The sequence below is a fragment of the Noviherbaspirillum cavernae genome, assembly GCF_003590875.1.
Classification (GTDB): Bacteria; Pseudomonadota; Gammaproteobacteria; order Burkholderiales; family Burkholderiaceae_D; genus Noviherbaspirillum; species Noviherbaspirillum cavernae.
This window is the reverse complement of sequence record NZ_QYUN01000002.1, coordinates 3,527,846-3,550,170: the sequence shown is the minus strand read 5'-3', so window position 1 is coordinate 3,550,170 and position 22,325 is coordinate 3,527,846. Positions and strand designations below refer to the sequence as shown.

Sequence of the window (22,325 nt, the reverse complement as noted above, 5' to 3'; positions counted from 1 at the left end):
CATGTTGAAAAAGAAACCGCACATGCTCATGCCGGAGGCGTCGTCCGGCACGAAGGCGGAACCCGGCACGCCGCGCAAGCAACTGACCCTGTTCGATCCCGCGCTGATGGATGCGGCGCTGGTGGATACGTTCAGGAAGCTGCATCCGCGCCACCAGCTGCGCAACCCCGTGATGTTCGTCGTCTACGCCGGCAGCATCATCGTCACGCTGCTGTACATCCAATCCCTGTTCGCCAAGGGGGAGGAGAGTTCCACCTTCATCCTCGTCAACGCCGTCTGGCTGTGGTTCACCGTGCTGTTCGCGAACTTCGCCGAGGCGCTGGCCGAAGGCCGCAGCAAGGCGCAGGCGGCCTTCCTGCGCGGGCTGAAGCAGAGCGTGATGGCGAAGAAGCTGCTTGAGCCGCATTACAACGGAAAGCGGATTCCGCTGCCCGCCAACATGCTGCACAAGGGCGACATCGTGCTGGTGGAAGCGGGCGACCTGATCCCGATGGACGGCGAGGTCATCGAAGGCGTCGCCTCGGTGGACGAAAGCGCCATCACCGGTGAATCCGCGCCCGTGATCCGCGAATCGGGCGGCGATTTCTCCGCCGTGACCGGCGGCACGCGCGTGCTGTCGGACTGGCTGGTGGTGCGGGTCTCGGTCAATCCGGGCGAAGCCTTCATCGACCGCATGATTGCCATGGTCGAGGGTGCGAAACGGAAGAAGACGCCGAACGAGATCGCGCTGACGATCCTGCTGGTCGCGCTCACCATCATCTTCCTGCTGGTCACCGTCACGCTGCTGCCGTTCTCGCTGTTCTCGGTCGAGGCCGCCAAGGCCGGCGCGCCGATATCGATCACGGTATTGATCGCGCTGCTGGTGTGCCTGATTCCGACCACCATCGGCGGCCTCCTGTCGGCGATCGGCGTGGCCGGCATGAGCCGCATGATGCAGGCCAACGTCATCGCCACTTCCGGCCGCGCGGTGGAAGCGGCGGGCGACGTCGATGTGCTGCTGCTGGACAAGACCGGCACCATCACGCTCGGCAACCGCCAGGCGTCGGAGTTCTATCCGGCACCCGGCGTGACGCAGGTGCAGCTGGCCGACGTCGCGCAGCTCGCCTCGCTGGCCGACGAGACACCGGAAGGCCGCAGCATCGTGATTCTGGCGAAGCAGCAGTTCAACATTCGCGAGCGCGACATTGCAGCACTGCACGCGAGCTTCGTGCACTTTTCTGCCCAGACCCGCATGAGCGGCGTGGATGTGAGCACAGGCGTCGGCCAGCGCCAGATCCGCAAGGGCGCGGTCGATGCCGTGAAGAAGCATGTCGAGGCATTGGGACGTCCCTTCCCCGAGGAAGTCGCGAAAACCGTCGACGACATTTCGCGGCGCGGCAGCACGCCGCTGGTGGTGGTCGATGACGGCCGCGTGATGGGCGCGATCGAACTGAAGGACATCGTCAAGGGCGGCATCAAGGAGCGCTTCGCCGAACTGCGCCGCATGGGCATCAAGACCGTGATGATCACCGGCGACAACAAGCTGACCGCCGCCGCCATCGCCGCCGAGGCGGGTGTCGACGACTTCCTCGCCGAAGCCACGCCCGAGGACAAGCTGAAACTGATCCGCAGCTATCAGGCGCAAGGGCGGCTGGTGGCGATGACCGGCGACGGCACCAACGACGCGCCGGCGCTGGCGCAGGCCGACGTCGCGGTCGCCATGAACTCCGGCACGCAGGCCGCGAAGGAAGCCGGCAACATGGTCGATCTCGATTCCAATCCGACCAAGCTGCTGGAGATCGTCGAGATCGGCAAGCAGATGCTGATGACGCGCGGCTCGCTGACCACGTTCTCGATCGCCAACGACATCGCCAAGTACTTCGCGATCATCCCGGCGGCGTTCGTCACCACCTATCCGCAGCTGAAGGCGCTCGACATCATGCATCTGTCCAGCCCGTCGTCGGCCATCGTCTCGGCCGTGATCTTCAACGCCCTCATCATCATCGCCCTGATCCCGCTGGCGCTGAAAGGCGTGAAGTACCGCGCGGTGGGTGCCGCACTGCTGTTGCGACGCAATGTGCTGATCTACGGCCTGGGCGGCATCCTGCTGCCATTCGTCGGCATCAAGCTGATCGACATGGCGCTGTCATTGTTCAATTTCGTGTAGGAACCGATATGAAATCCATTCTTCGTCCCGCGTTCGTCCTGTTCGCCGCACTGACCGTGATCTGCTGCGTGCTGTATCCCTACGCGGTCACCGGCATCGCGCAACTCGCCTTTGCCGGCGAGGCCGAAGGCAGTCTCGTGCAGCGCGATGGCAAGACGGTCGGCTCCACGCTGATCGGGCAGGCGTTCTCCTCGCCGAACTATTTCTGGGGACGTCCTTCCGCCACCGGCCCGATGCCGAACAACGCCGCATTGTCGAGCGGCTCCAACCTCGGCCCGACCAATCCCGCGCTGGTCGATGCCGTGAAGGGCCGCATCGAAGCCTTGAAGGCCGCCGACCCCGACAACACCGCGCCGGTCCCGGTCGACCTCGTGACCGCGTCGGCCAGCGGCCTCGACCCCGAGATCAGTGTCGCGGCGGCCCACTACCAGGCGGGCCGCATCGCCCGCGAGCGCAAGCTGGCGGTCGAGGAAGTGCGCAGCCTGATCGATCTCCACAGCGAGACACCCAGCCTCGGCATCTTCGGCGAGCCGCGCGTGAATGTACTGGCGCTGAATTTGGCGCTGGACCAAAAGCGCTGATCGCATTTTTGCACGCGCGGGGTGGGCACGTCGTGCCCATGCTTCAAACATGCATGGCTAGTGGTCTGCTTTGTAATTGATTGAACCCAAAAGGGCGTCTTTTCGCGCCATGCGTCGTTGCAAATCCTCGCGATAGTTCACTATCGCTGCGGTTTGCGCCTAGCCTGCCACGAAAATCCATCCCTTTTGTTGGTTCAACAAAATACAAAGCAGACCACTAGCGCGTGGCCATTGCCTGCCCACCCTGCAAACATCATCACTTCAGTTAGTAGGAACACAGGGAGTTTATACACCATGAAAAAAACGATTTTGGCCGCTGCCGTATTTTCCGCTTTTGCTTCTTCTGCTTTCGCACAAGCTGCGGCCGAGCAGCCGGCACCCGAGCATACCTTTACTGGCAACGTGGCGGTAGTCACTGACTATCGTTTTCGCGGCATTTCGCAAACCTTCAAGAAGCCGGCCATCCAGGGCGGCTTCGATTACGCCCACAGCAGCGGTTTCTACGTCGGCAACTGGAACTCCAACGTCAGCGGCGTGCAGTATCCGCAAGGCGGCTCCATCGAGATGGACTTCTACGCCGGCTACAAGTTCGAACCGGTCAAGGATGTCACCGGCGACGTCGGCTTCCTGTACTACTACTATCCGGGCGCGAAGGTCGCCGGCACCAGCGAGAAATTCGACAATGGCGAGATCTATTTCGCCGTCGGCTACAAGTGGTTCTCGGCCAAGTACAGCTACGGCGTGACCGACTTCTTCGGCCTGAACAACACGACCGCCGGCCTTTACGCCTTCACCGCGCTGAACCCGAGCGGCAATTCGAAAGGCTCCGGCTATCTCGACCTGAACGCCAACTTCGAAATCGCCGACAAGACCACGCTGAACCTGCATGTCGGCCGCCAGACCGTGAAGAGTTACGGCGCGTTGAGCTATACCGACTACAAGATCGGCGTGGCGCGCGATTTCGGCTTCGCCACGCTCGGCCTGGCCGTGATCGGCACCGATGCCGACAAGGACTACTGGCAGGCCACCAACGGCAGCTCGACCAGGAAACTGGGGGAAACCACGGCCGTGCTGTCCCTCTCCAAAACCTTCTAAAGCGCAAGAGGTGCGCCATGAAACTGAATGGCCCTCTCCATCAGCAAGACGTGCCAAGCGGGGAGTGCGTGTCAACGATCGCATGCTGATCGTTGACACGCACCGAAGTATTTCAACCCCCTTCCAACTCTCGCCTTTGTACTGAGTCGGCTTCGGCAAGCCCGAGCCGATTTCAGGAGGTGATATCAAACATGCGTTATCCCGGCGCAGGCCGGGAACCGGTGACGCTTCTCCTGCAGGGAAAGTGACGCGGGGCATGCCGGCATGCGCGCCTTCGACGTGGCGACGAACCTTGAACTGCTTTCATCCCCATTCTTTTCAGCATCATGGATGCCGGATCAACAGGCAAGCGAACATCGTTGCGCAGCCGGACGGCTGCATTCTTTTCCTTGATTGAAGACAGGTGGGAGGGAGCTTGTTGCCCCGCATCAGCAACGCGGGGCCGCGTAAATCAGCCAGGCAAGGCCATCATGCGTTCCAGCGCGATGGCAAGTGCTTTCTTGCCATCCGCAGACATGGGCGTCATCGGCAGGCGCAGTTCATCGCCGATCCATCCCTGCATCGCCAGCGCCGCTTTCACCGGCCCGGGATTCGGTTCCGAAAACAGCAACTGAATCAGCGGCAGCATGGCCTTGAACAGGGTGCGAGCCTGCCCGATGCGGTTGGACCGGACCAGATCGAACAGCCGGACGAACAGGTCGGGACGGATATGCGCAGCGGCCGTGATTGCACCGTGTCCGCCCAGGCACAGCGTGACGAGGATGAGCGCATCGTCGCCGCACAGGACCTTCAGCGGCGTATGGTTGATCAGCGCGGCCAGCTGCGGCATGTTGCCGCCGCACTCCTTGATGGCGGCAAAGCGCGGGTCGGCAGATAGCGACAATGCCGTTGCCGCATCAATGTTGACACCGGTTCTGGCCGGGATGTTGTAGAGCGCGATCGGCTTGTCGGTGACTTCCGCGATGGCGCGGAAGTGATGCAGGATTCCCTGCTGCGAAGGGCGTACATACGACGGCGCGGAGATGAGCAGACCGGCGAGCGGCGCGCGGTTGTAACGCGCTGCCTGTCTGGCCACTGCCCGCGTATCGCTGCCGCCGATACCGATGGCGACCGGGCAGCGGCGGCCAGCCGCCTCGAGCACGGCGGCCAGCATGTCCGCTTGCTCGCCGTCGTCGAGCGTGGCCGCTTCGCCCGTGGTGCCGCACACGACAAGGCCGTGCACGCCGCTATCGACGAGATGGGTGGTGAGACCTTGCGCTGCATCGAGATCGATATGGCCGTCGCGAAACGGCGTGACAATCGGGACCCAGATGCCTTCAAAGAGGGGCGTGGTACTTGTTCGTTCGGGATTCATGGGCGTGTCAGGCGGGTGTGATGCGTCCGAATTCCGCGCCGGGCAGGCTGCGCATGACGGCTGCCATGACGCGGTCGATGGCAGGCTTGCTCAAGGGCAGCCATACCTTCATTCGTGTCGCATGCGCGATCGGCTGGATCCGCATGAATGACACCATGTCGCCACAGGTACTCATCACCAGCCGCCGCAATTCGGTCACGAGCGCCGCGTCGATGATGATATGCATCATGAATCCGCCTTCTTCCCTGAGGGGGCAGCGCATGATGCGGTCTGCCGGGTGCAATACCGCCATCGACGTAGCGCCGGGAGGCTCAGGCAATCGGGGGCGCGCATGCGTCAAGCACGTTGAAGCTGTGTGATTCATAGGACCCTGTCTTCGTGGTTATCGTGAAATGCAGATTAATCCTTCACATATAAAAATTCTCTAAAAATGGGCGGCCGGCGCGTAAAAGATTTGTATACGCGGCCGGGATCGGTGCGATGCAGGCCGGTGGCGCGATCTCCGCAATCACCCGCCATGCAAGATTTGCTTCCTATTTGCAGGTGATGTCGGCAATAGAGAAGGGCGCGTGCCTTGCGTCATACGAAATCGAGCAGGAAGAAATGTCTTTATCCAATTGCCTTGCAAGTGACAACCCTGTATTTGAATAAATGCACTTGATCCAGATGCTCCCGTTATGCGCAGTCGAGAACGACCAGTCGTTGACTAATTCCCGCCTGGTTGATTTGCTTTTCGATGGCGCAAGTTCGGCCAGTTGTTCCGGATGGCCGTCATAAAAGCCGGCGTTGGTCAATATGGAAGGTCCGCCTTCGAGAACAGGAGTCCATCCTTCAGGAATTTTTCTCGGCGATTGTGAGGTCTCGATCCGGGCAGGACAAACGTTCTTGAGGTTTGTTGCGCCGAAGGATGCCGCTGGAAACAGCAATGAATAAAACAGGACGAAGAATGCTGGTTTGCAGGTCATGTGCCGGGCTCCTCAATCGATCACAGAAAATGCATCGGCATTGTTGCTTGGGTCAATGTAGTTTCCATTCTTGTCTTTTCCCTTGAAATAAAGCGGACGTATCGTGATTCTGGATTTTCCCTTCCATTGGTCGAGGACATAGATCGCAGCGGAATCTTGTCGCACATAGATTGCAGCATGATTTCCATGTGCCTGATTGGGATACCTGCCTTTGACAAAGGTTGCGATTGCCGTCCCAGGCGCAAGAACCAAACTGCCTTTCACCCTTTCTCCCTCTTTCCACAATGAGGTATGAGGTGCTTTTGCGCACTCCTGAACTAATGCAACGCACTGATGTGACCCCAAAAGCGTTTTATTTTCAAGGTCCGGATATTTATTGCAGACGTATGGCATGGCGTTTCTCTGGGCTGATGAATCGGAATAAATTTCGCATCGGCGCCGATAATGCTGAACTCCCTGTTTGTTGTCAAATTGGAAATCATGGCGTGTCTCGCACGCTGCTTCATCTTCGCAAGGCAAGGGCATTGATGAAATGCCCGCATGCGAATCATCAGTCCGCATCCAACAATGGTTTTCTGGCGCGGACGAACCTGATCATTGAGGCTGTCGCTGCTGAAGTTCGTGGCGACTCTTGATCGAATTTTTACGAATTTTTTACACGGGAAACGGTATCGTCTCCGCATTGTTAGTGTCCTGAGTTGGAAATTCGCTGCATAAAAGATGACGAGAATCGCACCGATACCGCGTCAAAAATGCTCGCAAGGCCTCGGCCTTGCTGCGCTTTTTTCCTTGTCTCGTCGCGATTTCATCGCTTTTATTTGCAACGGATTTCCAACTCAGGACACTCGGAAGGCGGGACATTGCCGATGAACGCGTTTGCCGATCTTCTCTACCCGGAGAACATTGCGCTTGACTTGAATGTGTCGAACAAGATGCAGGCATTTGCGCACATCGCCGCGCTGCTCGAGCGCCAGCATCAGATCGGACGCACGCTGGTCCATGACAGTCTGTGCGAGCGCGAGCGGATGGGCTCGACCGCTCTTGGCATGGGCGTGGGCATTCCGCATGCGCGCATCAAGGGATTGCGTCAGCCGATGCTTGCCTTTGCCCGCTTCAGGAAAGCCATCCCGTTCGATGCGCCGGATGACATGCCGGTGTCGGAAGTATTCCTGCTGCTCGTCCCTGGCAATGCGGCGGTAGCGCATTTGCAGATACTGGCCGAGCTGGCGGAAATGCTGTGCGATCAGGACTTCCGCCAGCGCCTCAGGGATGCGAACGATCCGCGCGGCATCCTGCAGGCGGTCGGCGCTTGCGCCGGCGGCAGCCGCGCGAACCACGATCCGGCGTGAGGGCGGCGCACAATCCGATCGCCATGTCACAATCAACCATGTCAAACCCTTGCAGCGAATCATGACCTCATGACTGATTATCAACGGCCCGACCCCGATGCCTTGCTTGCCCAGGTGAAAGAGCAGGAACGCCGGGCATTGCGTGGCAAGCTGCGTATTTACTTCGGCGCATCTGCAGGCGTGGGCAAGACCTATGCGATGTTGAACGCCGGCCGCAAGCTGAAGGAAGACGGGCATGAGGTGCTGGTCGGCATCGTGGAAACCCATGGCCGTCGCGAAACCGCCGTGTTGCTGGAAGGGCTCGATGTCTTGCCGCTCAAGACGATCGACTACCGCGGCAGGGCGCTCACCGAATTCGACATCGACGCCGCGCTTGCACGTCGTCCGTCGCTGATCCTGGTCGATGAGCTGGCGCATTCCAACGCGCCCGGCTCGCGCCATCCCAAACGCTGGCAGGACGTGGAGGAGCTGCTCGATGCCGGCATCGACGTCTTCACCACCGTCAACGTGCAGCATCTGGAGAGCCTGAACGATGTGGTCGGCGGCATCACCGGCATTCGCGTGGCGGAAACCTTGCCGGACACCGTGTTCGACGAGGCCGGCGAGGTCGTGCTGGTGGACGTTCCGGCGGACGAATTGCTGGCGCGGATGAAGGCGGGCAAGGTGTATCAGGCGCAGCAGGCCGAGCGCGCATCGCGCAATTTTTTCCGCAAGGGAAACCTGATCGCGCTGCGCGAGCTGGCGTTGCGCCGCACCGCCGACCGCATCGAGGACGATGTGCAGGCGTACCGCGTGGAGAAAGCCATCAACGCGGTGTGGAAGACCGATGCGGCGCTGCTCGCATGCGTCGGACCACGCCCGGGGGCGGAGCACGTGATTCGCAGCGCGGCGCGGCTGGCCAGTCAATTGAACACCGAGTGGCACGCCGTGTACGTCGAGACACCACGCCTGCAGCGGCTGCCATCGGCGCGGCGCGAGCAGATACTGAAGTCGCTGAAACGCGCGCAGGACCTGGGCGCCACTACCGCAGTTCTGGCGGGAAGCGATGTCGCGGCGGCGATTGTCGACTATGCGCACAGCCAGAATTTTTCCAGGATCATGCTCGGGCGTGCGCATTCCGCATGGTCATGGCGGCTCGCGCATGCGAAGCGGATCGCCGCCCTGGCCCCCGATATCGATCTGATCGAGATCGGCCGTCCCAGCCTGCAGGAATCGGACGAGCGAAGCGCAACGGTCACAACACAGATGGAGGCGGACAAGGCCGCCGCGCCGCGCCGCCACTCGCATTTCGCGCGCTACGCAGGGGCCGCCGCCGCCAGCCTGCTGACGGCGCTTGTCGCCACGCCGCTCTTGCCCTACTTCGATCTGGCCAACATCGTGATGCTGTTCCTGCTGACGGTTGTGCTGGTCGCGGTCCGCTTGGGGCGCGGGCCGGCGGTGATGGCCACCGTGACCGGGGTCGCGGCGTTCGATTTCTTTTTCGTGCAGCCGCGCTTCTCGTTCGCCGTCAGCGATGTGCAGTATCTGCTCACCTTTGCCGTGATGCTGGCGGTCGGGCTGATTACCGGACACCTGACGTCGGGTCTGCGCTATCAGGCCAGGGTCGCGGCGCATCGGGAAACGCGGTCCCGCGCACTGTATGAATTCGCGCGCGAATTGTCGGGCGCCTTGCAAACCGAGCAGGTGTTCGAGACCACGCGCACCTGCATTCAGCGCACCTTCCTCGCCAGGGCGGTGCTGCTGCTGCCGGACGATGCCGGCCGCCTGCAGCAGCCGCCGGCGGCTGCGTCCGGCGAGGCGATGCCTGACATGAGCGTGCTCGAGATGGGCATCGCGCAATGGGCATTCGACCGCGCCACGCCTGCCGGCATGGGGACCGACACGCTGCCCGGCAGCAGTCTGTTCTACCTGCCGCTGGTGGCGCCGATGCGCACGCGCGGCGTGCTCGCGATCCAGCCCGGCAGCCGTCGCTGGATATTGATCCCCGAGCAGCGGCAGCAGCTCGATACCTTCGCCGCGCTGGCCGCGATTGCGCTGGAGCGCGTGCATTACATCGAGGTCGCGCAGGATGCGCTGGTGCGCATGGAATCCGAACGCCTGCGCAATTCCTTGCTGGCCGCGCTGTCGCACGACCTGCGCACGCCGCTGACGGCGCTGGTCGGCTTGTCCGAGTCGCTGACCCTGTCGAAGCCGCCGTTGTCGCCGGCGCAGCAGGGACTGGCCGAGGCGCTGCATGACGAAGCGCTGCGCATGAGCAATCTGGTGTCCAACCTGCTCGACATGGCGCGCATCCAGAGCGGGGAAGTCAAACTCAACCTGCAATGGCAGCCGATCGAGGAAGTGGTCGGCAGCGCCTTGCGCGCCAGCGGCTCCTCGCTCGCCGGACACAAGGTGGAGACACGGCTCGCACGTGAGCTGCCGCTCGTGCGCTTCGATGCGGTACTGATCGAGCGCGTGCTGTGCAACCTGCTGGAAAACGCCGCCAAATACACACCGGCCGGTTCCACCATCGAGATCGCGGCGGAAACCGCCGAGCCGTTCCTGAACATCGTCGTTCGCGACAACGGACCGGGCCTGCCGCCAGGCCGCGAGGAAGCCCTCTTCGAAAAATTCACGCGCGGCGAACGCGAATCGGCCACTCCCGGCGTCGGACTCGGACTCGCGATCTGCCGCGCGATCGTCGAAGCGCACGGCGGCACCATCCGCGCCGGGAATGCGCAGGAAGGCGGCGCATCGTTCCTCTTTACCATTCCGCTTGGCACGCCGCCCGCCATGCCCGACATTGTCGATGAACCCAATTCCAGCGCCGAACCCTACACATCATGAGCGAATCGATACCTGTTGCCTTGCTGGTTGAAGACGAACCGCAAATCCGCCGCTTCGTGCGCAGCGCGCTGGAAGAAGAGGGGTGGCAAATCTTCGAGGCGGAAACCATGCAGCGCGGATTGATCGACGCGGGTACGCGCAAGCCGGACCTCGTGATCCTCGACCTCGGCCTGCCGGACGGCGACGGTGTGGACTTCATCGCCGATGTCCGGCGCTGGTCCGCGGTGCCGGTCATCGTGCTGTCGGCGCGCGTGGACGAGCGCGACAAGATCAAGGCGCTCGACGCCGGCGCCGACGACTACCTGACCAAGCCGTTCGGCGTCGGCGAGCTGCTGGCGCGTGTGCGTGCCACGCTGCGGCGGCAGCGCCAATCCGGCGACAATGCGCACGGCATCATCCAGTTCGGCGATGTCAGGCTGGATATCAAGGCGCGCCTGGTGACGAAGGCGGAGCAGCCGGTGCACCTGACCCCGACCGAATACCGGCTGCTGACGGTGCTGGCGAACAACGCGGGACGCGTGGTCACCAACCGGCAACTGCTGCGCGAAGTATGGGGACCGTCCCATTCCGAAAGCGGCCACTACCTGCGCATCTACATGGGGCACCTGCGGCAGAAGCTCGAAGACGATCCGGCGCAGCCGCGCTATCTGCTGACGGAGACGGCGGTGGGGTATCGGCTGATGCTGCCTGCTTGAGGTGGCGTCGGATGGTCTGATCGACGCGGCGCACGTCGCGCCATCTGTGTCGACGGCAGCGTCTCCCGCAAGGAAAACGCTTCAGTGCTTGCCGTCGTGCGGCATCGCCATCGGTGGGAACGCCCGCGCCGCCGAAGCGGCCGCAACAGACTTATTGCAGGAGCGATTCGATCGTCTGCGCGACGCGCTGCAGGGAGCGTGCCGGGTCCGCATCCTTGTAGCGCGCGGCGATGCCTTGCGCTGCTTGCGCATAGCCCGGCTGCGTCAGCATGTCCCGCAGCACCTGCGCAAAATTGGCCTGTACCGTGGAAGGGATGATGCCCACGCCCGCGCCGGTCGCGGCGATCCGGCCGGTGATCATCAACTGTTCAATATGATTGGGCAGCAGCAGCATCGGCACGCCGGTTTTCAGACAGTCAACCGAGGTGCCGTGGCCGGCGTGGGTGATCGCGAGCTGGCATCCCGGCAGCAACGCATGCAGGTCGACGGGTTCGCGGTAGATGCGCAGGTGCTCACACGATGCATGCTTGCTGCGCAGCGCATCCGGTATGTCGGGAATGACGGCAATGACTTCCACGGTGCTGCCTGCCAGGACATCGAGCACGGCTGGCAGCCAGACTTGATTGCGCACATACATGAAGATGCGCGGATATCTCGTCTGCAACCACGGCACGCGCATGCCGCCGCCGTTGTTTTCCACGGGGGTTGTCAATTCGATGGCGCTGCGGTCGGCACCCTGGTAGTGATCCAGTTCGGGCAGCGTCATGAGCAGGGTGCGGTCGGTCGACAAGGCCTCGCTCAAGGTCGTCGCCGCCACATGTCCGCAGGCGGCAAACGCGGCATTGATGACGGACAGCACGCTGCTTTCCGTCGCTTCCAGCGCTTCCGCAGTTCCCTGGTGCCATGGACGAAAGCACGGCATCGGGGACACGCGCGGCGGGATGGTGAAGCCGGTGCCGATGTGCACGGTTTTCAAGCCCAGCATGCGGGCGGCGACGAGCGCCGAAGGCGCGTGCTCCAGCACGACGATATCGGTTTCGAGAAGCGCATGGAGATTTGCCCAGGCGCTCATCATGCCGTTGAACACGGCGGGCCGGGTGAAGCCGTGGGTGGCGAGAATGTCCGCATAGCTGGCAATCTCCCTGCCGAGCTCGGTCTTCCCCTGGATGGACGGAGAGGGCAGGAAGGCGATGCCTTTGGGCGCAAGCACGGCCTGCGCGCTGGCAAGATGATTCAGAACGAAGCGCACCTGGTGTCCGCGCCGGATCAACTCCTCGGCGATCGGAAGCATGCGCCACAGATGGCCGAAATTGTCGCCCAGCTCCCAGGCGAATACGATGCTGCTCATGATTTTTTCACCATGCCGATAAATTCCTCACGCTTGTCCGGTAATTGCGACGTTTGATTGGTTTGATAAAAAATGACGCCGGTCAGGCCAGCTCGAACGGCGCCGGTCAGGCCAGCTCGAACGGGACGGACAGGCTGTATCCGCCGCCGTAGGTGCTTTGCAAGGGCAGCGCCTCGCCCATGCCGGTCTTGATTTTTTTTCGCAAGCGATAGACCAGCATGTCGATCCGGGCAGCGGCCTGCGGGTCGTCGCTCTCGCCCATGCCGATCAGCAGGGACGTCCTCGGCACCGGCTGCCGGTTGTGCGCCAGCAGGTGCAGGAATTTGAACTCCCGCTCGGTGAGGGCAATCGTTCCTTTGCCGTGCAACGCAAGACGCCGCCCGTTTGCTTCAAGCCGCCACGGCGAAGGCGGCGCGGCAAGCTCCCTGGTGCCGATGCGGCGGCACAGCGCTTCGATGTGGGCCGCCAGCTCGCGGAACTTGATCGGTTTGGTCAGATAGGTGTCGGCACCGAGGCGCAAGCCTTGAATCCGGTTGTCCAGCGTGACGCGCGCGGTCAAGACGATCAGGCGGGTATCGGGATGGTGCCGGCGCAGCGCCGGGATGAGGTTGAAGCCGTCCTCGTCCGGCAGCCCGAGATCGAGCAGCACGAGGTCGGCAGGTCCGTTCGACAGCGCGGCCCAGAGCGCGGCCGCATCGGCGGCGAGCGTCACGCGGTAGCCGATGCCGCCCAGATACTCCGCCACATCCTCGGCGTACGATACGTTGTCTTCAACGAAGATTATGTTGGTCATCTGGATTGGTCGTGGCGGTGTCGGTCTGGATTGTGCAGGAAGGTGTTTGTTGGAAACTATCCAATTCTCACTGGAGCAGGGGCTTGTTTTATCTCGTTCGCCACGCCAGTGGGCAGCCATATCGTAAATGCCGCGCCGCCCGTTGGCAGATTGCGGGCCGTCAAGGACCCGCCGTGCGACTCCACCACGGAACGCGCCAGGTGCAAGCCGATGCCGGACCCCGTTTCCCGGGCGGCGCTTCGCCCCCGGAAAAATTTTTCGAATACTTGCGGCAGTTCGGCTTCGTCGATCCCCGCGCCGTTATCGCTGACCAGGAGCGCGACGCCGTCGATGCCGTTGCGATCGGCATGGCGGCTGGACAACTGGATGGTCGACCCCGGCGCCGTGTATTTCACCGCATTGTCGGCAAGAATCCGCAAGGTCAGCCGCATCAGATCCGGGTCGCACAGGACGGCGTCCGGTATTTCCGACTGCTCTACGGTCACGATGTGTTCGGTCGATAGCGCCAGGGCCGAGGCGCGGCAGTCTTCCAGCAAGGTCAGCGGCGCAACCGATACGACGCGCAAACCGTGCGCCACCCTGTCCAGCTGCTCCTGAATCAGATAATCGTCCAGCAGCTTGGTCAGGCGATCGACCGATTTCTGGATTTTGACGTAACGCCGGCGGGTTGCCTCATCCACGTTGTGCGCATGCATCTCCAGATGCTGCACGGCACCGTCGATGGTGGCGAGCGGTGTGCGAAATTCATGCGAAATCATGGCGACAAAGCGTTTTTGCTCGTCCTCCGCCTGCCGGCGTTCGGTCACGTCGATCCCGAAGAAGATCAAGGTGGACATGTCGGCCTGGTCCCGCACGGTGCTGCTTTGCCAGGAGATGAGGTGCTCCGTCCCGGCTCTGGTCAGGATCGGGTAGTCGAAGGCATGCGGCATGTCGCCGGTTTGTCTGAACTGGTGGAACGCTGTCGATACCTGCGCCATGTGCGTGCGTGGCACGACCAGCTCAAACCAGTTCTTGCCCAGCACCTCGTCGCGGCGATAGCCGCAGACGCGCTCCGCGGCCTGATTGAAAATGGTGACGCGGCCGGCGGCATCGAGGCCCACCAGCATGACGCTGGCGGTCGCGATCAATTTGTCGGTGAAGGCCTTGGCCGCCAGCACTTCGCGCTGGCGGCGTTCGGACACCCAGGCCAGCGGCAGCATGACGGCCGCGACCAGGGTGAAGATCAGCGCGTTGACGACGAGATTGCGCAGCCAGCCGGCAAGGACTTCGTCCAGCTGGCGCGACAGGATCACGCTGAAACCGGTATCGCCGAGACGGCGCACCAGGAACACGCGGGTCTTGCCGTTGGCCTGAGAGGGGCCGATATGACGGCTGACCCGCTGGCCGGATGCGACATGTTCCCGGAAAACCTTGCTGACGTTCACCATGTTGGAGCCGAAGAATTTTTCCGGATCGAAGCGGCGATAAACGATGTCGCCGTCGCCGTTGAAAAGAACGGTGACGCTGCCCGAGTCATCGGGGTGGACGGACTTCAATACGTGCGTGAACCAGCTGTAGTCGACGGTGGCACCGACCACGCCGAGAAAGCCGCGCCGGGCATCGACGATCGGTAGCGTGACGGTGATGACATTCGTGTCCAGCAGCGATTTGTCGGGGCGGGAGACATGCAGTTTCGGCGCACGCGTCCGGTCGAGGTGGGCGGTGAACCAGGCTTGTTTCGAGGTGTCGATTCCCTTCATCGACGGGTTGGTGGCGAGCACGACACGTCCGCTGGCATCGGTCACCAGCAGCGTGCCGATGGCCGGGGAAGCGGACAGGTGTCTGGTGAGTGCAGCCTGGAATTTGCTGGCTGGCGCTGAACCTTCCGCCAGCCGTTGTTCCGCGATCTGGCTCAACAGCTGACTGATATCGTCCAGTGCGACGGTGACCTGTGCTTCCGTGTTGCGGGCATGGGCTTCGAGCAGGCGGTATTCCGACGCCTGTGTCGATTCATAGTCGGCCCAGGAAAACCAGGCGAGCAAGGCGCCGATAATGAGCAGTACCGTGGTGAGCATCAGCCAGATCGACGGCAGCACGCTCTTGCGACGCATCGGCGCGATCATGCTAAACGAGCGTGCCCATCATGGCATCGGTGCAGGCCTCGATGCTCATTCTTTCCGTGTCCAGCACCAGTCGGGCAGCGTCGGGCGGCTCGTAGCCGTCCGAAACGCCGGTGAAGTGCTGGATTGCGCCGGCGCGGGCGCGGCGGTACAGGCCCTTGACATCGCGTGCTTCACAGACCGCCAAGGCGGCGCTGACATGTACTTCGACAAACGCATGCGCGCCGATGACGCCCTTCGCTGCAGAGCGGCAGGCACGGGTGGGAGAAATCAGGGCAGCAATCGCTATGACCCCCGAGTGATTGATCATCTTGCAGATCTCGGCGACGCGGCGCACATTCTCGGCCCGGTCCGCCGCCGTAAACCCGAGGTCCGCGTTCAGTCCGCCGCGCACCGTGTCGCCGTCGATGATGCAAGCCGCATGGCCGGCGCGCGTCAGGCGCTGGTGCAGGCTGAGGGCCAGCGTCGATTTCCCGGCGCCGCTCAAGCCGGTCAGCCAGATCGTTTTTGCCGGCAGGGCGCGTCCTGCCGATGTTTCATTGCCTTCTTCGTCCATGAGCCCGTGATTCCTGTTGTCGCAAGCCGTCACTATAGTTGAAGATCGGCAAGTTTTTGTCGCAAGCGGCTCAGGCTTGTGGCGTGGAGATGCCGATGCGCCCTGCGGCAGGTTATCTGGAAGGCAATTTCTTTCATCGTCCGGCAAAAAGCGGTCAACGGGCCTGATCAAGACGTCCAGTCAGAGATCAATTCAATGCCACAAGGCATTGTGCAAACCGGACGGATTTGTTTCCAATTGTGAGCAATTGTAAGAATCGGTTAGTTTTGCCTCCCGCCTCATGCCATACACTCCGACATTGCGCATTGCATATAAGCAATAAATGTTGCATGGCCGATCAGACGCCGCAGTTGCGGTGCCGGCATTTTTTGTTATCCACGGAGATTTACATGTCGAACAACAAGGTTTTGAAACACAAGGCCATGCATCTTGCGGTGGCCGCCGCCTGTCTGGCGCTCGCGTCGAGTGCCGCGCTGGCGACTGCGTCGTGTGGCACGGACATCAGCACCACGACTACCACGTCTTGCTACATTTCCGCAGGGAACGACCTGACCGTGAGGAACGGCGCGGGCGTGACGATGACTTCCACAGACGCCATCACCATCGACTCCGGCGTTACCGTTGGCAACATCACCAATTCCGGCATCATCGAGTCGACATATGGCTATGGCAACGGCATTCAATTTTATGACCATGGCAAGGCCGGCGCGATTCTCAACAACGCCGGCGGCATCATTCGCGGCAATACCGGACTTGCCTTGTGGACGTCCAACGAAGTCAGCAGCATCACCAACCATGGAACGATTTCCGGTCTTTTCGGAGACGGTATCGCGGTGTACACGGGCGGCGGGGCGGTCAATGGCATCACCAACACGGGAACGATTTCCGGGAGTGACAACGGCATCCGTTTTGCCTCCCCCGCGTGGGGTGGCGAGGCGGACGTCATCACCAACCTCACCAACAGCAGCACCGGCACGATCGCCGGCGGGGAACGCGGCATTGTCGTCGAGAGCGGATATCTCCTCGGCAGCATCGTCAACAGCGGCACGATCACCGGCGCGGATGCCGGCATTCAGGTTGACCGTGAAGGCCACGTCACCGGCGGCATCACCAACAATGCCGGGGGCGTGATTTCCGGGGGCACAGGCAACGGCATTGACGTGGTCAGGGATGGCAGCGTCACCCGCATCACCAATAGCGGCACGATCACCGGCGTGACCGGAATCCATACCGGCCAGTTTGGGGATGACGGATATGGGGGCTACTACGGCGGCAGCATTACCGACGGCATCGTCAACACCGCGAGCGGTTCGATCATCGGTACCGGCGGCACCGCCATCGACCTGTCCGGCGCGACCGGGGCCGTCACGATCACCAACAGCGGCACGATCACCGGCGGCGTGAACCTGGGTGAAACCACGGCCCACGTCCTCAATCTCGACGGTGCCACCGGCAGCATCAGCGGCGCGGTCACCGGCAGGAACGCGACGGTCAACGTCAACGGCAGCTTCAGCACCGCGAACACCTTCGACGTCGGCGCCTTCAACATCGCCAGCGGCGGCGTCCTGAACATGGGTGATGGCGCGGGACGCGGCATCACCGTTCCCACGCTGCGCAACAACGGCAAGCTGTCGGTAGCGGCCGGCAATACCGCCGTCATCAGCGGCAACTACGTGCAGGGCGCGACCGGCGTGTTCGAAACCGGCGCGTCCAGCGCGAGCCATTACGGCAAGCTGACCGTGAGCGGCACGGCCGACCTGTCGGCCAGCAACAAGCTCGCGGTCAATGTCAGCGCCAACGACACCCTGGCCAACGGCGCGGTCCTGACCGACGTGCTGCACGCCACCGGCACGCTGACCGCCGGTCCGTTGACCGTCGCCGACAACAGCGCGCTGTGGGACTTCAGCGCCGCGGTCAATGCCAGCGGCAAAGGCATCGACATCACCACCAAGCGCGGACTGTCCGTGAGGGATGCTGCCAATCCGGCCGCGCAAGGCGCAGCCGGCGTGCTCGACGGCATGATGGCAAGCGGTGCGGGCGGTACCGACATGCAGGGCGTGATCAATGCGCTCGGTTCGCTGGGCACTGCGGCGCAAGTCGGCGCCGCCGTCAATCAATTGCTGCCGATGCAGGGCACCGCCCAGGCCGCGATGAACGCCGGCTACGGCGCCAGCCACGTGGTGCAGTCGCGCCTCGACGGCGGCAGCGCGGGCGGCAACCCGAACGGCGGTCTGTCGTCCGGCGACGAAACCAAAGGCGACCGCCAGGCATGGGCCAAGCCGTTCGGCTCGTGGGCCCGGCAATCCGACAGCGACGGCGTGGCCGGCTACCGTGCCGACATGTACGGGCTGGTGCTGGGCGCGGACAGCGCCATCGGCGGCGCGACCCGCGCCGGTGCCGCGTTCGCCTTTTCGCACAGCAAGGTCGACGGCAATGCCAGCGCCTCATCACAGCACGCCAAGGTCGACAGCTATCAGGCGATCGTCTACGGCAGCCACAGCCTTGACGCGCGCACCGCGCTCGACTTCCAGCTCGATGTCGGCAACCACCAGAACAGCGCCAACCGCGTGATCAACTTCGGCGGCCTGAACCGTGCCGCCTCGGCCGATTACGACAGCTGGAGCACGCACGTCGGCGTCGGCGTGCGCCGCGTGATGGACATCAACGCGAGCACCTCGTTCGAACCGACGCTGCGCGCCGACTACATGCGCGTTCGTGACAGCAGCTATACCGAAAGCGGTGCGGGCGATCTGAGCCTGAAGGTCAACAGCCGCACCACCGACGAGCTGATCCTGCTGGCCGGCGGCAAGCTGACCCATGCGTTGAATCGCGGCACCAGGCTGACCGCCAACCTCGGCGTCGGCTACGATGCGCTGGGCGGGTCGGGAACCATCACGTCGTCCTTCGTCGGCGGCGGCGCGGCATTCGCCACGCCGAGCATCGATCCGTCGCGCTGGCTGACACGCGGCGGCTTTGGCGTGGTGGTCAACCAGACCGGCAACGTCGAAGTCACCGCCGGCTACGACTTCGAGGCGCGTCGCGGTTTCACCAACCAGACCGCGTCGGTCAAGCTGCGCATGCCGTTCTGATGTAACGTAACGCCTTCCCCTGCAACGGGGGAAGGTTCGGAAGGGGAGGGCTTGAACAAGCCCTCCCCTTTTGCCTTGAGGAGGGGCATGCCAGTGCCTCGCAGCCGGGTGGGCAGACGCAGCGCGCCGTCAATCCCGCTACAATCCCGCAGCTCCTTGAGTCAAACCTCAACCGTACTTTTCACGACAAGACACCCCTCGCATGACAACCCGACAACCATCCGGCATGACTGTGCCGCAGGCCATGCGTGAGGCTGCCCGCCTTGATGCCGCGGGCGAGTCGGCAGCGGCGGAAGCGCTGTACCGACAATTGCTGGCAGCCGCGCCGGACTGCCATCCGGCGTATCACGCGCTGGCATTGCTGGCATGCCGCTTCGGCCGCCTGCCGCTGGCGGCGGACTTGACCGCGCGGGCGATTGCGCTGGATGGGACGGTCGGAATCTATCACCGCGATTTCGGTGAAATGTGCCGGCGGCTGGGGCGGCTGGACGATGCCGCTGCGGCGGGCCGGCGGGCGGCGCAACTGCTGCCGGACAATGTCGATGCACACTACAACCTGGCATTGGCGCTGGCCGATGGCAAGCATTACGCGGAGGCGGCGGCCGGCTATCGCCGCGCGCTGGCGCTCGGCCCGGAGCACGGGCCGGCGTGGAACAACCTGGGTTCGGCGCTGGACCTGATGGGCGACAAGGCGGCTGCGGAAGATGCGTATGCGAAGGCGGTGGCGCTCAATCCGCGCCATGCGGAAGCGCAGAACAATCTGGGGGCGCTGTACAGCGGACAGGGCAGGCTGGAGGACGCGTGCGAGTGCTTCAATGCGGCGATCGCGGCGCGCCACGGCTTTGCCGAAGCGCATTTCAACCTGTCCACGCTGAAGACGTACAGCGTCAGCGATCCGCACTACATCATGCTGGAAACGCTGGCCGACGTGGCGGAATCCTTGCCGCTGGAGGCCCGCATCCGTTTCCATTTTGCGCTCGGAAAGGCGCACGAGGATGTGGGCGACCATGACCGGGCGTTTGCCGCCTACGCGCGGGGCAACCGCTTGCAGGCGGGCCTGCATCCGTACGACGAGGCGTGGGCGGATGCCTTGTGCGTCAGTATCAAGGCGACGTTCGACCGCCGTTTCTTCGAGCAGCGACCGCGCATCGAGGCCGGCGACAGCAAGGGCCGCACGCCCGTGTTCATCCTCGGCATGCCGCGCTCCGGCACGTCGCTGATCGAGCAGATATTCGCCAGTCATCCGGACTTGTTCGGCGCGGGCGAATTGAAGGATCTCAGCGATGTGATCCATCAGGTGCCGCAAGCGGTGGCCGGGCAGCCGTTCACCGCCTGGTGCGCGAATCTGTCGGCGCAGGAATTCGCCGCGCTGGGCGAAGCCTATCGGGAGCGCGTGTGGCGCCTGGCGCCGGACAAGGCGTTCATCACCGACAAGATGCCGGGAAATTTTTTCCTGATCGGGATGATTCACCAGATGCTGCCGAACGCGAAAATCATCCATGCGATGCGCGATCCGATGGATTCGTGCTTTTCCTGCTACTCGCGGCTGTTCAGCGACCGCATGGATTTCGCCTACGACCTGCGCACGCTGGGGCGGTATTACCTGCGCTACATGGACCTGATGCGGCATTGGCATGCGGTGCTGCCGGCGGGGACCATACTCGATCTGCATTACGAGCAGATGGTGGCCGACATGGAGGGACAATCGCGGCGCATGCTGGAGTTCGTCGGCCTGCCGTGGAACGAGAGCTGCCTGGATTTTCACAAGAACAAACGGCATGTCAAAACCGCCAGCGTGGCGCAGGTGCGCAAGCCGATCTATCAAACATCGGTGGCGCGCTGGAAGCGCTTCGGCGCGCATCTCGCGCCCTTGCTGGAGCTGGTGCGCGACTAGGTCCCGCACATCGATGCACGGACGCCGCGGGCCGCGTTGCGGCTCACGGCTTCACCATGCAGATGAATTCCTCGAACTTGCCTGATGTGCTTGCAGGGATGCGCTCCGGGAAGAGCGTGAAGCGGATCGTGAAGGGGTGGCCGAGCGACTCGCGGATCAGGTCGGCGAGGCGCTGCTCCTGATCGGCGGTGAGCGACTCCGAACACACCAGCCTGACCTCGATCAGCTCGGCGCTCTGCTGCACCAGCTGGTACTGCGCAATCGGCGCAATCTCGAGAAAGTGATCGAAGCCGAACAGCGGCCAGCGGCGCGAGCCGTTCACCACCACCATGTTGCGTTCGCGTCCGGCGACGCGCTCGATGGTCGGCAGGCACCGGCCGCAGGGGCATGGCGCCGACGCCTGCGCATAGTCGCCGGTGTCGTAGCGGATCAGGGGCGTCGCGAAATTGTGCAGGTCGGTGACGACGAGGCGGCCGATTTCGCCAGGCTGGCATGACCTGCCTTGCTCGTCGAGGACTTCCACGACATAGCCTTCCGCCATCGCGTGATACAGCCCGCTGGCGGGGCACTGGATCGCGATGACGCCCAGCTCCTGCGAGCTGTAGGTGTCGGCGATGGCGACGTTCAGTACGTCCATTGCGCGCTGGCGGATCGCGGGCGCGAGATTTTCGCCGAAGCTGCGGATCTGCCGGAGACCGGGGAGGGTGATGTTGCGCGCTTCACACTCATCGAGCAGCGCGGCCAGATTGCTGGGATAGACCAGCAGATACTGCGGATCGATGCGCAGCAGCCAGTCCAGTTGCGCGCCCACGTCGGTACTGGTCCGCATGGCATGCGCCGGGCCGCTGGGGAAGAACAGCGAGACCGGCGCGCCCCAGTCGGCCTGCGTGATCGGCTGCGCGGAGGGCAGGCTGGCGCGAATGACGGCCAGCGTCCCGCTGAAGTCGCGCTGGTGCCACAGGTGCTCGCGCAGGGTGAAGGCGAGCCAGAACAGCTGGTTGATGGCGGTGCGCGTCACCGCCACCGGCTCTCCGGTCGAGCCGGACGAGCTTGTTTCGTGCAGCGGCAGGTGCGCGGGCGGCACACTGTCGCACAGCAGCTGGTGCCGCTCCGACTGGATTTCGCGCCGGCGCAGGATCGGCAAGGCGGCCAGCCCGGCGGGCGTGCGAAGCTCGTCGAGGCCGAGTCCGGCCGTTGCCATGCGCGTGCGGAACGACGCCGAGTGCGCGGCGGCATGCCGGGTCAGCGCGGCCAGCTGGCGGGACTGTCCCGCCGCCAGCTGCTCCGGGGCGAGCCACTGGCTCGCCTCCAGCTGATGCATCAGGGCCAGCAGCGACGCCGGCATGCCGCCGGCGAGCGGCGGCCAGACGATGCCCGGCATGTCGCTGCGGATGTTCAGGAGAGAGGGGGCGGAATCATTCCGATGATTCCGGTCTGGTAATTGTGACATTTCGCCGGCCCGATAAAAAAAGCGGCCGCATCAGCGGCCGCCAGTACTGCATATTGTAGCGGTTGCGCGGTTCCTTCAAGAACCG

18 protein-coding genes are annotated in these 22,325 nt (G+C 63.2%); 9 read left to right on the top strand and 9 right to left on the bottom strand.

The annotated features are described in order from the left end of the window. The first annotated feature begins 28 nt into the window (after positions 1 to 28). From kdpB to D3870_RS16665, 3 genes are all read left to right on the top strand, one after another. A complete protein-coding gene (kdpB, locus tag D3870_RS16675) occupies positions 29 to 2,146 on the top strand; it encodes a potassium-transporting ATPase subunit KdpB (RefSeq protein ID WP_119742257.1) in 2,118 nt (705 codons plus the stop codon). 8 nt (positions 2,147 to 2,154) lie between these two features. Next, on the top strand, positions 2,155 to 2,727 hold the full coding sequence (kdpC, locus tag D3870_RS16670; RefSeq protein ID WP_119740839.1) for a potassium-transporting ATPase subunit KdpC: 573 nt from the start codon (positions 2,155 to 2,157) through the stop codon (positions 2,725 to 2,727). A 294-nt stretch (positions 2,728 to 3,021) separates the two neighbouring features. Continuing rightward, positions 3,022 to 3,822: a TorF family putative porin gene (locus D3870_RS16665; RefSeq protein ID WP_119740837.1), complete on the top strand. Its 801-nt coding sequence runs from the start codon at positions 3,022 to 3,024 to the stop codon at positions 3,820 to 3,822. 451 nt (positions 3,823 to 4,273) lie between these two features. Here D3870_RS16665 and dapA read toward each other — a convergent pair whose 3' ends face one another. The 4 genes from dapA to D3870_RS16650 form a co-directional block, all read right to left on the bottom strand. Continuing rightward, positions 4,274 to 5,176, bottom strand: coding sequence for a 4-hydroxy-tetrahydrodipicolinate synthase (gene dapA, locus D3870_RS16660; protein ID WP_119740835.1), 903 nt, complete (start codon positions 5,174 to 5,176; stop codon positions 4,274 to 4,276). A gap of 7 nt (positions 5,177 to 5,183) precedes the next feature. Next, positions 5,184 to 5,405 (bottom strand): hypothetical protein, encoded by a 222-nt coding sequence (locus tag D3870_RS16655; RefSeq protein WP_242490009.1) that lies wholly within the window; start codon positions 5,403 to 5,405, stop codon positions 5,184 to 5,186. Between the two features lie 304 nt (positions 5,406 to 5,709). Then, positions 5,710 to 6,141, bottom strand: a complete 432-nt coding sequence (locus D3870_RS22135; protein WP_147375810.1) for an STY0301 family protein — start codon at positions 6,139 to 6,141, stop codon at positions 5,710 to 5,712. 12 nt (positions 6,142 to 6,153) lie between these two features. Further along, positions 6,154 to 6,534, bottom strand: coding sequence for a BPSL0067 family protein (locus tag D3870_RS16650; protein ID WP_147375809.1), 381 nt, complete (start codon positions 6,532 to 6,534; stop codon positions 6,154 to 6,156). Here D3870_RS16650 and D3870_RS22130 point away from each other — a divergent pair. From D3870_RS22130 to kdpE, 4 genes are all read left to right on the top strand, one after another. Further along, on the top strand, positions 6,528 to 6,776 hold the full coding sequence (locus tag D3870_RS22130) for a hypothetical protein (RefSeq protein WP_147375808.1): 249 nt from the start codon (positions 6,528 to 6,530) through the stop codon (positions 6,774 to 6,776). The two genes, D3870_RS16650 and D3870_RS22130, sit on opposite strands and share 7 nt — an antisense overlap. A gap of 231 nt (positions 6,777 to 7,007) precedes the next feature. Further along, the gene (locus D3870_RS16645) at positions 7,008 to 7,490 is read left to right on the top strand and encodes a PTS sugar transporter subunit IIA (protein WP_119740831.1); all 483 of its coding nucleotides are present in this window, start codon (positions 7,008 to 7,010) and stop codon (positions 7,488 to 7,490) included. Between the two features lie 69 nt (positions 7,491 to 7,559). After that, a complete protein-coding gene (gene kdpD, locus D3870_RS16640; protein ID WP_119740829.1) occupies positions 7,560 to 10,316 on the top strand; it encodes a two-component system sensor histidine kinase KdpD in 2,757 nt (918 codons plus the stop codon). Continuing rightward, positions 10,313 to 11,011, top strand: a complete 699-nt coding sequence (gene kdpE, locus D3870_RS16635) for a two-component system response regulator KdpE (RefSeq protein ID WP_119740827.1) — start codon at positions 10,313 to 10,315, stop codon at positions 11,009 to 11,011. Before kdpD ends, kdpE begins: the two co-directional genes overlap by 4 nt. Positions 11,012 to 11,162: 151 nt before the next feature. Here the strand turns inward: kdpE and D3870_RS16630 are convergent, their stop codons facing one another. From D3870_RS16630 to cysC, 4 genes are all read right to left on the bottom strand, one after another. Beyond that, the gene (locus D3870_RS16630; protein WP_119740825.1) at positions 11,163 to 12,359 is read right to left on the bottom strand and encodes a glycosyltransferase; all 1,197 of its coding nucleotides are present in this window, start codon (positions 12,357 to 12,359) and stop codon (positions 11,163 to 11,165) included. Positions 12,360 to 12,465: 106 nt separating this feature from the next. Further along, entirely contained in the window at positions 12,466 to 13,152 is a 687-nt protein-coding gene (locus D3870_RS16625; protein ID WP_119740823.1) for a response regulator transcription factor, read from the bottom strand. A gap of 56 nt (positions 13,153 to 13,208) precedes the next feature. Then, positions 13,209 to 15,242: a sensor histidine kinase gene (locus tag D3870_RS16620; RefSeq protein WP_158590486.1), complete on the bottom strand. Its 2,034-nt coding sequence runs from the start codon at positions 15,240 to 15,242 to the stop codon at positions 13,209 to 13,211. A 13-nt stretch (positions 15,243 to 15,255) separates the two neighbouring features. Next, entirely contained in the window at positions 15,256 to 15,807 is a 552-nt protein-coding gene (cysC, locus tag D3870_RS16615) for an adenylyl-sulfate kinase (RefSeq protein ID WP_119740819.1), read from the bottom strand. 389 nt (positions 15,808 to 16,196) lie between these two features. Here cysC and D3870_RS16610 point away from each other — a divergent pair, with 389 nt between their 5' ends. Both D3870_RS16610 and D3870_RS16605 read left to right on the top strand, forming a co-directional pair. Then, positions 16,197 to 18,896 (top strand): autotransporter outer membrane beta-barrel domain-containing protein, encoded by a 2,700-nt coding sequence (locus tag D3870_RS16610; protein WP_158590485.1) that lies wholly within the window; start codon positions 16,197 to 16,199, stop codon positions 18,894 to 18,896. A gap of 202 nt (positions 18,897 to 19,098) precedes the next feature. Further along, positions 19,099 to 20,790: a tetratricopeptide repeat-containing sulfotransferase family protein gene (locus tag D3870_RS16605; RefSeq protein WP_119740815.1), complete on the top strand. Its 1,692-nt coding sequence runs from the start codon at positions 19,099 to 19,101 to the stop codon at positions 20,788 to 20,790. Positions 20,791 to 20,833: 43 nt separating this feature from the next. Here the strand turns inward: D3870_RS16605 and D3870_RS16600 are convergent, their stop codons facing one another. Next, positions 20,834 to 22,240 carry a phenylacetate--CoA ligase family protein gene (locus D3870_RS16600; RefSeq protein ID WP_119740813.1) on the bottom strand — a complete coding sequence of 469 codons (1,407 nt, stop codon included), beginning with the start codon at positions 22,238 to 22,240 and terminating at the stop codon, positions 20,834 to 20,836. Positions 22,241 to 22,325: the final 85 nt, after the last annotated feature.